Genomic DNA, 12,556 nt, shown 5'->3' on the forward strand with positions numbered 1-12,556 from the left:
TTGCATGTCAGCTCGGATTTCCCGGCGATGCTCGAACGAATCGACGCACTCGCCGGGATTCTCGAGTCGAACGCAGACGACGCTGAGGAACTCGGTCGCTTCACCGGGGACACCGCGCAGGCGTTGCTGGACGTGGGGGTGATCCGGGCCGCGCTGCCGGAGAACCTCGACGGCCACGAGTTCGCCCCGCGTCAGATGATCGAGACCATCGAGCGGCTCAGCTACCACGACGCCGCAGCCGGCTGGACGATGATGGCGATGCAGCACGTCACCGGCACCACAGCGGCTTATCTCGGTGACGCCGCGGCAAACGATCTGTTCTCCGACACCGCGAACGGCGGTTACGCGCGGCTGGCGGGGCACGGAACCCGGCCGGGCCGGGCAGTCCCGGTGGACGGCGGCTTCCTGGTGAGCGGGAGCTGGCAGTTCGCCTCCGGGATGGCGCTGGCCACCCACATCCACAGCGCGATCCAGGTCGAGGGAACCGGGGAGCTGCGGGTGCTGGCGATGCCGAAGTCGCAGGTGGAGCTCGTCGAGAACTGGGACGTGCTCGGCCTGCGCGCGACGAACAGCATCGACTACCACTGCACCGACGTGTTCGTCCCGGAAACCCACACCTACGTCGCCACGACGACCACTCCGGCCAACGGCGGTGCGATCTACCGAATCGGCCTGGTGAACATGGCCGCGATCGGCCACACCGGTTGGGCGCTCGGTGTCGGACGGCGCCTGCTCGACGAGCTGAAGTCGGTCGCTGCGGCCAAATCAGGCACGTACAACGCACCTGTCGACACCGCCCAGTTCCACGCGGAGTACGCGACCGCGGAGGCCAAGCTCCGCTCCGCGCGGGCATGGGTGATGCAGGAATGGCAAGGCGTCGAAAGCACTTTGGACGCAGGCGAGCCGGTGAGCACCGAGCAGGAAACCCTTATCAAGCTGACGCTCAACCACGCGACGTGGACCGCGCACGAGGTGGGCCGCACGGTGCACCGGTGGGCGGGCTCGGCGGCGATCCGCCGCGGACCGATCGACCGGTTCCTGCGCGATCTCGGCACCGGAAGCCAGCACGTCACCTCGGGCCCGGTAGTCCTGCAGAACTGCGGAAAGTCCCTCAGCGGCCAAAAGCCCGAAGCACACTGGGAATTCCTGGACCTCGTCCCCTGATCAAGGACGCATCCCTGCATCACCACCTCGCGCCCGGCCGGGCGTTCGCGTTCCCCAGGGCACGCTCAGCCCTCGTCGGCGAGGCTCCACACGTGGAGGGCGGTGGCGTCCTCGGTGAGGGTGTACCAGCGGCCCGGACCGGCGGAGCGGGGGCTGCCGACGACCGGGCCGGGGTAGGCGATCATGCCGCGCACGGCGAGGTCACGGGGATCCACGAGCCAGTGCCGCGGATTCTCCGCGTGGCCTTCGGTGCCGACGACGGCACCGTTCTCGTACGGATACGCGCCCTCGTAGTCCCAGCGGGCCATGTCGTCGCCGGGCGCGGGCGGCACGGCGTCGCGGGCGTTCAGCCGCCTCAGCTCCCGCCCTTCGGTGGCCTCGTGGAGGTAGAGGGCCCACTGCCCGGGGTCGGTGCCGAGGAAGAACTGCCCCGAGGGGCTGACCGACTGGAGCATCTCCCCCTCGATGCGAACCGCGGTGAGCTCGGAGCCGTCCCATCGACCCCACAGGGACGGGGAGTCCTCGTGGCCCTCGCCGACGGTCAACCCCATGTGGGCGGGGTTCGGGTGCGGGAAGTGGAAGCCGGAGCCCGCGGTCATCGTCGGGGTCCGGCCCAGCACCGCTCCGTCGGCGGCGTTCAGGACGAGCCACTCCTCCTGCGGCCGGCCTTCGGCCCAGTTCCGGATGTGCGCCCACACGAGCTTGCCGTCGGGGGAGAACGCAGCGGAGCCGTGGTCGGCGTGCCGGTGGTGGGAATCGTCCGCGTACGCGGTGAACGGGGCCTCGGTCAGGGTGCACGTGGCGGTGGCCCAGCAGCCGTGCACGAGTTCCCACCGGACGTCGCCGCCGCGGTCCACGGCACGCACGGAGTGCACTCCGGCGAAGACGGCGAGGTCGCCCGAGGGCGCGATCGTGACCTGGCCGAATGCCCGGAGCCAGGGTGCCGGGAAGCGGAACGACGGCCCTTCGGCGCCGAGCGCATCAAGATCACCGAGGTCGATCACGGTCACTTCGTCGTCCGCGCGCTGCACCAGTAGCGAGCGGTCCGGCCCGTGCAGCAGCTGCGGGGCATCGGCGCATGAGGGGTCCAGCGGGACGCGGACCGCGGCGACAAGACGCGCGGTGTACGGCACGGCATCTCCATGTACGGGATCGGGCAGCGGGGGATGATGACAGACCCTAGGCCAAGGACTGGACGAGATCGCTCAGCTGGGCAAGGTTCCGGCACTCGGCCATTTCCACGAGATCGGCGTACTCGGGCGCCACGGAGTCCCCGGTGCCCCAAGAAGTGCTGGGCTCCGGGTTGAGCCACAAGGTTCGCCGGCACCGCTCGGTCAGGCTGGTCAGGGCATCAAGCCCCGGGTCGTAGTTGTTGTTGCGAGCATCGCCGAGGACCATCAAAACGGTGCGCGGAGTGACCACGTGACCGTGTTCGTCGCCGAAGTCCCGGAACACCCGGCCAAGAACAACGAGTTCCGGTTTGTGCGGTCGCCGCGGCCGGAAGTGCGGCTTGATCGGCACACCTCCGGTGGCCAGCGCAGACCGCAAAGTGTGCCGGAAGTCCAACGTCCCGCTGCGAGTCCCATGACGCCGCTGGCGCTGAGCGTCGTCGGGGCCGTCTGTGGGCAGACGTGGAGGCTGTGGCTCGTCGAAGAACCCGAGTCCCTGCCCCGTTAGTTGCCCCAGTCGCCGAAGACCGGCGGAGCGGTCTTGGGCATGTCATCCAGCCAGATGTCGTCCTGCTCTTCGAGCCAGCTCGGACGCTCGTGCTCCTGGTCCTCGCCACCGCCGCCCTTGCCGCCGCCGCGACCGGCCCCGGCACCGGCACCACCAGCGCCGCCACGACCAGCAGCGCCAGCTCCACCGGCAGCGCCCGCGCCACCAGCTCCAGCGGCGCCGGGTCCGCCCATGCCGGCCCGACCACCGGCGCCCATCCCGGGCCCACCGGCACGACCACCGGCACCCATGCCCCCAGCACCAGCACCGCGAGCACCGGCTCCACCGGCGCCCATACCGCCGGCACCGCCAGCGCCGGGCGGCATTCCGCCCATGAACCCGCCGCCAGCACCGGGCGGCGTGTTACCGGCACCGGGCGGAGGAGTCATCCCCGGCCCGGGCATGTTCGGCTGCCCGGCCCACTGCGAATTGCTCTGCGCCGGAGGCACGTATCCGCCGGGACGCGGGTCCACATGGGACGATCCCAGCCCGCCACCGGGCACACTGCCCCCACCCGGGATGCTGCCACCACCGGGGTGGCTGCCGCTGCCCGGAACGCTCCCGGTCGGCTGCCTGCCGGAAATCCCGAACTGATCGCTGGAAAACCCTTGCGGATTGCTCCGCCCCTGATCCGGCGGCGGCGGAGGAGGAGGATTCAAGGGGTCGACAGGCGGAGGGAACGTCGGAGTGCTGGAATCGACCGACTCGTAACCAGACGCGTAGACGTTCTGCACGAGCTGCCGAGCCTGAGCAGTGGCCTCCCGCTGCTCCATCATCTGCTGAGCACCGTCGGCGATTCCACCACCTGGCACGACAAAGGTGCGAACCCCATTACGCCAACCGTCAAACTCCTTCGGCGGCTCCAACGTCGCCTTCGTCTGAGCAGCAGCGTTCCCGGCTTCCTGGATCTTCAACCCAGTACCGCGAACAGAGTCACCAAACGCCTGACCCCACTCCTGCAACGGCTTCGCCGCGCTGAGACCGGCCTCAGCGGCCTCGCCCTGCATGCCGTCGCCAGCAGCATTGCGGGTCGCCGGCTCCAGGTCTGCGAAAATCTCGCCGATCGACTCGCCAAGCTTCGCCCAGGCTTCGCCGGATTCGTTGATCTCCTCCGGCTTCAGCGACTGCCCGAGCTGGTTGTACAACCGGGCGTGGTCCCAGTCGTTCCAGTTGTCGCGTTGAGTGATCGATGCCGGGTCAGTGCCCTGGATGTTCAGACCCTGCTGTTGCTGAGCCAACTGCTGGCCACGTGCCTGGCTGGTGGCAGTGGCGACAGTCTGCCGAATACGAGCCTGTTCCTCAGCCCGGGTCTCGCCTATCCCCGTGGCTCTCGAGAAGAGGTCTCCAACCTCCCCAAAAACGTCAACCATGCCGTCCCCCTCGACTAATCCCTACTTCGGCAACTTCGGCTCAACAACCTGCGCGATCTCCATCGCCTTCGCGCAGGTGGCATCGTCGCTTTCGATCTTGTCGGAGTCGTAGCCCACTTGGATGCTCACGGAACCGCTTCCGACCTCGATCACCTGGTTGCAAACGCCGTGCCCCATAGAACCCTTGGTGACCTGCTTGATTCCGCTGCGAGAGCCAACCTGGTTGGACTCGAAGACCCCGAACTTGTCGCGCTGGCCTTCCCAGTACGAAAGGCTGTCAGTTTCACCCTTGTAAAGCCTGAACTTGAAATCACCAGCGTCGTAGCTGCAGCCCTGCTCGCCGATGCCTTGATCAACAGGCTCGCCGGGCTCAGTTACGCCAAGAGGCGTCAGGTCCCCCGAGGACAGCACCTTGCACGGGTCCAAGCTTGCGAGAACATTCGAGGGCTCCGGCTGTTTCGTTGGCGAGACATCACCGCCCGGGTTCGAACATCCGGCAAGGAGGACACCCGCCGCTGCCCCAACTGACGCCACCACAAGTCGTGTCGTACGCATAACCACCATCAGATCAGACGTTCCGGTTCAGGTTGCTCGCGTGCTCGTCATCGGTGTTAGCCATGTCACGAGCCGAGTCTTTGAAAGCTTGTGCCATGTTTCGAAGGATCTTCTCCATCTGATCCAAGATTGCCACGAGACCGGTCTTCGGGTCGTTGACCTTCTGCTCAAACTTCTGATCCATCTGGTTGCCGATGAAACATTTGCCGTACGCGCCCTTCGCGATAAGGCGATCGGTGTCGAGGCGAAGCTCCCCGAGCTTCTCGGCCTTATCCAGGTAGACCTTGGCAACCGCCTCGGCGGCCTCTGGCGTCATCACGACCTTGCCGCTGTCGACTGCAGCGCGTAGGCCTTGGGCCTGTCCGGCGAGCGCGCTGGCGCCAGCTGCGAGGCCCTCCATCCCCGTGTTCAACGGAGCCCCCTCCCCACGATCGTGATCAGTGCACGTCACACACTGGTGTGATCACGACCGCAGAGAGTACAAGAGCCCGCCCCCAACGCGGACAAGTTCGTGAAACAACTCCCTAGAACCGCCCAAACAGCCCAACTACCTGCGCCGATCCCGCAATCCTGAGACGAACGCCACCCACTGGCTCCGCGGGAAGGCCAACACAGCCCCATCCCGATCCTTCGAGTCCCGAACCCCAACCACCTCGGGCTCTAACGCCACCTCAACGCAGTTCTGCGCTCCGTTGCTGTAAGAGGACTTCGGCCAAGCGACTTCGACGCAGTTCGAGGTCGATCCCGACCTGCTTGACTTCCGCCACTCTGCTCGGGACCAGTTCAACACTGCGCTACCTCAGCTCCCGCACGATGTCCTCCATCAGGTGCTGAGATTCTCTCGCATTCAGTGCCACCGAGTCGATACGTTCCAGCGCTTCCCGGTATGGGCCGGTCATCGGCGCTTCGTCGAGGAAAACGGCAGTCCTGGCCAGTTCGACGTGTACGACAGGACGAGCCGACGGGAATTCCATCAGCTGGAACCCGCCAACCATGCCGGGATGCGCGCAGGATCGAGTCGGAACAACCCGCACCGAGACCGCTTTCAGCTTGGCAACTTCCCGCAAGTGGCGAAGTTGCTCCTGCATCACCTCGGAGCCACCAACGTCCGCACGGAGTGAGGCCTCGCTGATCAGGCCGACGTATTCAATCCCCGAGCGGCGGAGGACCTGCTGGCGACGAAGCCGCGCAGTCAAGCGAAGTTCCGCCTGACTCGGCGCGATGCCATCAGCAAGCATGAAGGACCGCGAGTACTCCATGGTCTGCAACAGGCCAGGAATCAGCATCGGCTCCCAGCTGACCATCCGGGACGCTTCGGCTTCGTAGCTCGCAAGAGTCGCTGATTCCGACGGCAGCCCAGGCAGGCCGACCGCCCACCAGCCCGGCTCGTCGAGGTTCCGGCTCATCCCGATGAGCCGATCTCTCTCGACGCCCGTCACCTCGTACAACGCGAGCAGCGCCGACACTTCTTCCGGAACGATGTTGCGCAGCCCGTTCTCCAAACGGGACAGCGTCGACTTCGACCAGTCGAGCTTCGCAGCGACGGCCGTGACCGTGAGCCCGGCTGCTTCGCGCAACGCCGCAAGTTCAGCTCCAAGTCCCCGAGCTCGAACGCCAGGCTTCTTGCGTGGCACAAGCATTCCCTCCCTTGGAGTGACTCTTCGTAGCTTGATCAGGTTGCAGTCTCGGCGCATTGTTGCAGCAACAGTCGTTGCACGCTGAAATCAGCATTGCACACGGAGTTACGAGTTCATCAACGGAGGTCGCCAGTGTCTACTCCTACTTACTTGACCTACGTGTGGCGTCCCGTCACCGGTGGACGTCACGCTTTTCCGATTGCAGCAACGAAATCCCCACCCGACGACACCGTCGAGGCCTACTGCGGGGCGGAGGCCGAAGCGGCTGAGCTGCATGACCGGTCCGAAGTGGACTGGGTACGGGAGCAGACCTGCATGAGCTGCTGGCGCGTCCTCGCCGAGCAGTCCTGACGTACTCGTGGGTGGCGGTGGTGGCTCCCAACTTTAGGGAAATTTGGGACACCAGCCCTCGAAACCCCAGGTCAGAGGGGTTTCCAATTTTAGGGAAATTTGGAAAGGACACCCAACACCATGTTCTGGATCCAGCTGAGCACGTTCGTGCTGTTCAACCTGCTCATCCTCGCCCTGCTCACCACCCATGTCTCGATCCCAGGACTGCGGTTCGCCGCAGGCCAGCACGCAGGCGCAGGTGATGGCGAGTACACGGTCTGGCATCTCATAGCCGACATCGAGGCTGAAAACCGCGCCACCGAGAACCATGCCCGCCGCGAGCAACCACCGATAGCCCTTGAACCACCAGGGCAACCAGAACCTGAGTTCCCGGACTTCGATCCCGACGACCAGCCCACCGGTCGTCACCACCTGCGGATCTGAGTTCCCCAAGCCGGGTCGGTACGGCATGAGATCCCCCGGCCACGTGCCGTACCGGCCCACCCCGGGGCCGGGCGCGAACCCCTCCCACGCGCCCGGCCACCGGCGTGTCGGGCGCTGGACACGCCGTGGGGCGCAGTTTCAATTGAAACTGTGGTTTCCAGCGGGCCAATCGCACGGTGGTGACGTCCGCCAGTTTTGCCTAGAACTGGCACCAGTCCGCGTCCCGCCCGGCCTGGATGCGCAGCAGCTGCGTGGCGTAGTTCCACTCGTACAGCGCCCGGGTCTCGTCCAGGCCCTCGTAGCACTGCAAGCGGATCAGCTCCGCGCCGGTGGCTGAGGCGACCGCTTGAGCCAGACCGGTTTTGCCCACCCCGGCGGGTCCCTCGATCAGCAGCGGTTTGCCGAACCGGTCGGCCAAGAACACCGCGTGGCGGTGGCCGCCCCGGCCAGGTAATCCACTGTGGACAGCTTGCTGCCGACGTCGTCGGAGTTGTCGAACACGGCCTCCCCTTCCTGCTGGTCAGCGATCTGCAACGCCGCTTCGCTCAGCGTCCTGTCCGGGCGGCGATCGCGCGCTTCTCGACGTTGCGCAGGATCAGGCCGAGTGCGATGCCCAAGCCGTTTCCGAAGGCCGCGTCGACGAGTTTGCCAGCCACCGGAACCCGAATGCCGAAGACGGAGGTCCAGATGACCAGGGTGCCCTCGGGGATCTCGGCGAACTCGATGCGGCCGAAGCTGTGATCGAGCGATGGTCGGGAATCCCGGATGCGGTACTCCATGCGGTGCGGGCGGTCGAAACCGGTGATCTCCTCGGTGAACCGGAACGTGCGGCAGTCGAGCTCGCGGACCGCGCCGAGCCCGTTCTTCTCGGCGTCGCCGCGCCGCGTCAGCTCGCAGGAGCGGATACCGGGGACCTGGGAGAGCTTCTCGTGGTCGGCGCAGGCATCGAAGACGTCGTCGATGGGAGCGGGAATCGTCCGGGTGACGGTGAGGGTGTACATGCGGTTCCCCTTCCGGTCAGTGGCCGCGTCGCGGCATCCGCAGGCTCTCGAATCCGTTGTTGAGCAGGTACTGGGCGAGGTTGATCGCGGCGTGCCGGTTCGGCGCGGGCTCCTTGCCGGCAGCCATCCGCCGCATCTGCACGCTGTAATACGTGAGCTCGGTGAGATTGTCGAGCATCCGGATGCCGCTGCGGCGCGGATTGACGATGCTCTCGTCGACGCGCCCGGCCAGCAGGTCCGCAGGGAAGTCGGGCTGCACGGTGAGGCGAGGACCGCGCGGAGGGCCGCTTCGATCCGGTGCCCGGTCGCGTCCTCGGGGCTGCGTCCTTCGAGGACGATGCGGCGGAGGATTCCGCTGGGCACGTCGACGACGCAGACGGCCATCGCCTCTCAGCTGGTCGGTGGTGGTGTTGCTGCCCAGGGGTCCACCGGGATCACTCGGGTGCTTTTGCCCTGGTCGTCGAGGATGCGGCCGTGGACCTTCGTCATCTGCAGGACCAGTTTCCGGTCCACGACCCTTGCGCTCGGGTGGTCTTCGGCCAGGCGAAGCAGCAGGTCGTCGAGGTGGTTCAGGGAGCGGAGGCCGACGATCAGGCCCAGGTTCGTCGGGCTCGTCACGGCCGCGCAGTGACGGGTTTCCGGCCACGCTCCGACCGCGCGGCCGACTTGGTGGACCTCGGTGTCCGGGACGGTCAGCCAGAGCAGGGCCATGGCGTGCCAGCCGGCCAGAGGGCGGGCGACATCGCAGCGGAACGCGATGTCGCCGTGGCGGCGGAGGCGGTCGAGACGGCGTTTCACGGCCTGTGGTGAGGAATTCAGCTCCGCGGCCAGGTCGGCGTAGCTGCGTCGACCGTCGTGGCCGAGCGCCAGGAACAGGGCGCGGTCCTCGGCGCCGAACGGCCGGATCTCGCGCGGTGGCGGGCCGATCTGCTCGCGGACCTGGTCGGCCTGGCTGCGGTTCATCACGCCCAGCCGCCAGATGACGCCGCCGAAGGTGCTGCCGAAGACGTGACTGCGGACCTTGGTGACCTGCGGTGGCATCCGCAGCCTCCGCAACAGCACGTCGGAGATCGCCGCCAGCGACGGCGCCATGATCAGCGCGAACACCTGGTACTCGCCCGTGGTCACACCGACCGTGATGACGTGCGGCAGCTCCGCCAGCTGCTCGGCGACCTGCGTCGCGGTGCCCGGTGCGCAGGCGAACTCGACGGTTGCGCCCCGCGATGCGCTGTTGCCCAGCGCCACCGTCGTCCACGCCGCTCCGGCGTCGGTGAGCCGTTGCCAGCGTCGGGCCAGCGTGATCGGGGCCAGCTCGAGGACCTCGGCCAGCGCCGTCCAGCTCGCCCGCGGATTGATCTGCAGCGCGTCCACCAGGCGCGAGGTCCACTTCGTCCAGCACGGCGCCTCCGGTGTCGTTTTCAGACATCCAAGCGGGGTCGAACGTGGAAATCCATCGTTCTGGGCGTGCTGTGACGAGGTTTCTCCGACGCTGCTTCGCATGCGCGATCCACAACACTTCGACCTGGTGCTGACCGGGGCGCGGGTCATCGACCCCGAAACCGGGCTCGACGCGGTGCGCAACGTCGGCATCGACGGTCGACGCATCGCCGCGGTCACCGCCGACCCGCTCCGCGGTGACACCGTCGTCGACGTCTCGAACCGCGTGCTCGCACCGGGGTTCATCGACATGCACAGCCACGCGCAGACGGTGACCGGGCTTCGGCTGCAGGCCATGGACGGCGTCACCACCGCGTTGGAGCTGGAAGCGGGCGCCCTGCCGGTTCGGGACGCCTACGCCGAAGCGGCCGGGGAAGGTCGGCCGATCAACTTCGGGTTCTCGGCCGGGTGGGCGCTGGCGCGGATGCGGCTGCTCGACGACGCCGAACCGGGCGGGTCGTTCGACGTGTTCGCGAAGTACCAGGGCGCGCCGAACTGGCGCCGTCCGGTCGGCGCGCGGGATCAGGCGCGGGTGCTGGACCTGCTGGAAGAGCAGGTGCGCGACGGTGCGCTGGGCATCGGGATGCTGGTCGGGTACGCGCCGGACTCGGGGCGGGACGAGTACTTCGCCGTCGCGTCGCTGGCCGCGCGGCTGGGCGTGCCGACCTTCACGCACACCCGGTTCATCTCCACCGAAGAACCGGGAACGTCGCTGGAAGGCGCGCTGGAGGTGATCGCGGCCGCGGCCGGAACCGGCGCGCACATGCACATGTGCCACATCAACAGCACGTCGAACCGGATGATCGACGACATCGCGGCGGCCGTGGACCGGGCCCGGGGTTACGGCGTGCAGATCACCACCGAGGCCTACCCGTACGGTTCGGCGTCGACCGTGATCGGTGCGGCGTTCCTCGCGCCCGAGAAGCTGCACCGGCTCGGGATGAAGCCGGAGAACATCCTCTGCGTGGCGACGGGGGAGCGCGTCGCGAACGCCGCGCGGCTGACCGAGCTGCGTGAGAAGAACCCCGGTGAGCTGATCGTCTTCGACTGGCTGGACGAGTCCTCTCCGGCAGATCTCGCGACGCTGCAACGATCTCTGCTGTTCGCCGACACGGCCATCGCCTCTGACGCGGTGCCGCTGATGGGTCAGGTCGACGACACCTGGCCGGTCACCGACGACGTCCACACCCACCCGCGCAGCGTCGGTTGCTACGCGCGCACTTTCGGCTGGCTCGTCCGCGAGCTCGGGGTGCTGTCGCTCGGGGAGGCTGTTCGGCGATGCACGCTGCTGCCGGCTCAGATCCTCGAGCCGGCGGCTCCTGCGATGCAACGCAAGGGCCGGATCCAGGTCGGGGCAGATGCCGACGTCGTGGTCTTCGATCCCGGCACCATCGCCAGCCCCGCCACCGGAACGCAGGTGCGGACTTCCACCGGCGTGGATCACGTGCTGGTGGGCGGGACCTTCGTGGTCCGCGATGCGCAGATCCAACTCGACCGGCTGCCGGGCGACCCGGTCTTCGGTCGTCACCGCGACTGACGGAGAACTCATGACCCAGACCGCTGCGGCACCGGATGCCCTCTACAGGCGGGTGAGCTGGCGGATCCTCCCGCTGCTCATCCTCTGCTACACGTTCGCTTATCTGGACCGGGTGAACATCGGGTTCGCCAAGCTGCACATGCAGTCCGACGTCGGGATCAGCGAGGCCGTCTACGGCCTGGCCGCCGGGATCTTCTTCCTCGGGTACGTGATCTTCGAGGTGCCCAGCAACCTGCTGCTGGCCAAGATCGGCACCCGCAAGACCATCTTCCGCATCATGCTGCTGTGGGGGCTCACCTCGGCATCGATGATGTTCGTCAGCGACGCGACGAGCTTCTACGTGCTGCGCTTCCTGCTCGGCGTGTTCGAGGCGGGCTTCGCGCCCGGCATCATCTTCTACCTGACGTTCTGGTTCCCGCCGGCGCGGATGGCGGCGGCGATGGGTTTGCTGATGCTGCCCGGCCCGATCGGATCGATGCTCGGCGGACCGATTTCGTCCTGGCTGATCGCGAACTTCGAAGGCGTGGCCGGACTGCACGGCTGGCAGTGGATGTTCCTGGCGGAAGGCCTGCCGTGCGTGGTGCTCGGGTTCATCGTCTGGAAGACGCTGGCGGACACGCCGGAACAGGCGAAGTGGCTCAGCGCGGCGGAGAAGGACCAGCTGCGGCGGGACATCGCGGTGGACCAGGACGAGGGGCAGCACAGCTTCCGGCAGGTGCTGCGCGACCCGAAGGTGTACCTGCTGGCCGTCGGCTACTTCTGCCTGATCAGCGGCCTGTACGCGGTGAGCTTCTGGCTGCCGACGATCCTGCAGGAGAACGGCCTCACCGACACCGTGACCATCGGCCTGTACTCGGCCGTGCCGTACGCGTTCGCCATCGTGCTGATGGTCGTGCTCGGGCGGCGTTCGGACCGCACCGGGGAACGACGGCTGCACAGTGCGGTGACCGCGCTGCTCAGCGCCGTGGCGCTCGCGGTCGCGGCGTTCACGGCCAGCAACTTCGCGGTGTCGCTCGGCGCGATCGTCATCGCGACGGCCTGCATGTGGGCGTCCTACACGGTGTTCTGGGCGATGCCGTCGCAGTACCTGAAGGGCACGGCCGCGGCGGGCGGAATCGCGCTGATCAACAGCATCGGACTGCTGGGCGGATTCGTCAGCCCGACCCTGATCGGCTTCGTCAAGGACGCCACGGGCAGCACGGTGATCGGCCTGCTCTCCATGGTCGTCCTGCTCCTGATCGGCAGCCTCGCGATCTACGCCAACCGCCTGCCCGTCCGGTGAGCCCTGGGGTCGTGAGTGCGTAGCAGCGTTCGGATTCCGCAGCGAGGAGCCGACCGTCGCGATCACGTTGATCTCGTGGCCCG

At 67.2% G+C, this 12,556-nt stretch carries 15 protein-coding genes and 1 pseudogene; 5 read left to right on the top strand and 11 right to left on the bottom strand.

Going from position 1 to position 12,556, the window contains the following annotated elements:
• Nucleotides 1-27 precede the first annotated feature (27 nt).
• Nucleotides 28-1,164: an acyl-CoA dehydrogenase gene (locus ACWCO2_RS21665; protein WP_450129556.1), complete on the top strand. Its 1,137-nt coding sequence runs from the start codon at nucleotides 28-30 to the stop codon at nucleotides 1,162-1,164.
• 65 nt (nucleotides 1,165-1,229) lie between these two features.
• Here the strand turns inward: ACWCO2_RS21665 and ACWCO2_RS21670 are convergent, their stop codons facing one another.
• The 7 genes from ACWCO2_RS21670 to ACWCO2_RS21700 form a co-directional block, all read right to left on the bottom strand.
• The gene (locus ACWCO2_RS21670) at nucleotides 1,230-2,297 is read right to left on the bottom strand and encodes a hypothetical protein (protein WP_450129557.1); all 1,068 of its coding nucleotides are present in this window, start codon (nucleotides 2,295-2,297) and stop codon (nucleotides 1,230-1,232) included.
• 46 nt (nucleotides 2,298-2,343) lie between these two features.
• The gene (locus tag ACWCO2_RS21675) at nucleotides 2,344-2,850 is read right to left on the bottom strand and encodes a VWA domain-containing protein (RefSeq protein WP_450129574.1); all 507 of its coding nucleotides are present in this window, start codon (nucleotides 2,848-2,850) and stop codon (nucleotides 2,344-2,346) included.
• Nucleotides 2,838-4,118 carry a hypothetical protein gene (locus ACWCO2_RS21680; RefSeq protein WP_450129558.1) on the bottom strand — a complete coding sequence of 427 codons (1,281 nt, stop codon included), beginning with the start codon at nucleotides 4,116-4,118 and terminating at the stop codon, nucleotides 2,838-2,840. Before ACWCO2_RS21680 ends, ACWCO2_RS21675 begins: the two co-directional genes overlap by 13 nt.
• 153 nt (nucleotides 4,119-4,271) lie before the next feature.
• Complete coding sequence (locus ACWCO2_RS21685; protein ID WP_450129559.1) at nucleotides 4,272-4,814, bottom strand: DUF3558 family protein; 543 nt, start codon at nucleotides 4,812-4,814, stop codon at nucleotides 4,272-4,274.
• Nucleotides 4,815-4,818: 4 nt separating this feature from the next.
• Nucleotides 4,819-5,217, bottom strand: a complete 399-nt coding sequence (locus ACWCO2_RS21690; protein WP_450129560.1) for a hypothetical protein — start codon at nucleotides 5,215-5,217, stop codon at nucleotides 4,819-4,821.
• 135 nt (nucleotides 5,218-5,352) lie between these two features.
• Nucleotides 5,353-5,595 carry a DUF397 domain-containing protein gene (locus tag ACWCO2_RS21695; RefSeq protein ID WP_450129561.1) on the bottom strand — a complete coding sequence of 81 codons (243 nt, stop codon included), beginning with the start codon at nucleotides 5,593-5,595 and terminating at the stop codon, nucleotides 5,353-5,355.
• A 4-nt stretch (nucleotides 5,596-5,599) separates the two neighbouring features.
• The gene (locus ACWCO2_RS21700) at nucleotides 5,600-6,499 is read right to left on the bottom strand and encodes a helix-turn-helix domain-containing protein (RefSeq protein ID WP_450129562.1); all 900 of its coding nucleotides are present in this window, start codon (nucleotides 6,497-6,499) and stop codon (nucleotides 5,600-5,602) included.
• A 75-nt stretch (nucleotides 6,500-6,574) separates the two neighbouring features.
• On the opposite strand from ACWCO2_RS21700, the gene ACWCO2_RS21705 reads away from it, so the two are divergent.
• The gene (locus ACWCO2_RS21705; RefSeq protein WP_450129563.1) at nucleotides 6,575-6,793 is read left to right on the top strand and encodes a zinc finger protein; all 219 of its coding nucleotides are present in this window, start codon (nucleotides 6,575-6,577) and stop codon (nucleotides 6,791-6,793) included.
• A 147-nt stretch (nucleotides 6,794-6,940) separates the two neighbouring features.
• Nucleotides 6,941-7,216 (top strand): hypothetical protein, encoded by a 276-nt coding sequence (locus ACWCO2_RS21710; protein ID WP_450129564.1) that lies wholly within the window; start codon nucleotides 6,941-6,943, stop codon nucleotides 7,214-7,216.
• A 205-nt stretch (nucleotides 7,217-7,421) separates the two neighbouring features.
• Here ACWCO2_RS21710 and ACWCO2_RS21715 read toward each other — a convergent pair.
• The 4 genes and pseudogenes from ACWCO2_RS21715 to ACWCO2_RS21730 all read right to left on the bottom strand — a co-directional run.
• Nucleotides 7,422-7,717: pseudogene (locus ACWCO2_RS21715) on the bottom strand (AAA family ATPase); the annotation flags it as partial.
• A 44-nt stretch (nucleotides 7,718-7,761) separates the two neighbouring features.
• Nucleotides 7,762-8,217 carry an SRPBCC family protein gene (locus ACWCO2_RS21720; RefSeq protein WP_450129565.1) on the bottom strand — a complete coding sequence of 152 codons (456 nt, stop codon included), beginning with the start codon at nucleotides 8,215-8,217 and terminating at the stop codon, nucleotides 7,762-7,764.
• A gap of 16 nt (nucleotides 8,218-8,233) precedes the next feature.
• On the bottom strand, nucleotides 8,234-8,476 hold the full coding sequence (locus ACWCO2_RS21725; RefSeq protein WP_450129566.1) for a hypothetical protein: 243 nt from the start codon (nucleotides 8,474-8,476) through the stop codon (nucleotides 8,234-8,236).
• Nucleotides 8,477-8,607: 131 nt separating this feature from the next.
• Entirely contained in the window at nucleotides 8,608-9,588 is a 981-nt protein-coding gene (locus tag ACWCO2_RS21730) for an Lrp/AsnC family transcriptional regulator (RefSeq protein WP_450129567.1), read from the bottom strand.
• Nucleotides 9,589-9,715: 127 nt separating this feature from the next.
• On the opposite strand from ACWCO2_RS21730, the gene ACWCO2_RS21735 reads away from it, so the two are divergent.
• Both ACWCO2_RS21735 and ACWCO2_RS21740 read left to right on the top strand, forming a co-directional pair.
• Complete coding sequence (locus tag ACWCO2_RS21735) at nucleotides 9,716-11,191, top strand: amidohydrolase family protein (protein ID WP_450129568.1); 1,476 nt, start codon at nucleotides 9,716-9,718, stop codon at nucleotides 11,189-11,191.
• 10 nt (nucleotides 11,192-11,201) lie between these two features.
• Nucleotides 11,202-12,473: an MFS transporter gene (locus ACWCO2_RS21740; protein ID WP_450129569.1), complete on the top strand. Its 1,272-nt coding sequence runs from the start codon at nucleotides 11,202-11,204 to the stop codon at nucleotides 12,471-12,473.
• The last annotated feature ends 83 nt before the right edge of the window (nucleotides 12,474-12,556 follow it).

It is taken from the genome of Saccharopolyspora sp. NPDC002376, assembly GCF_053593195.1.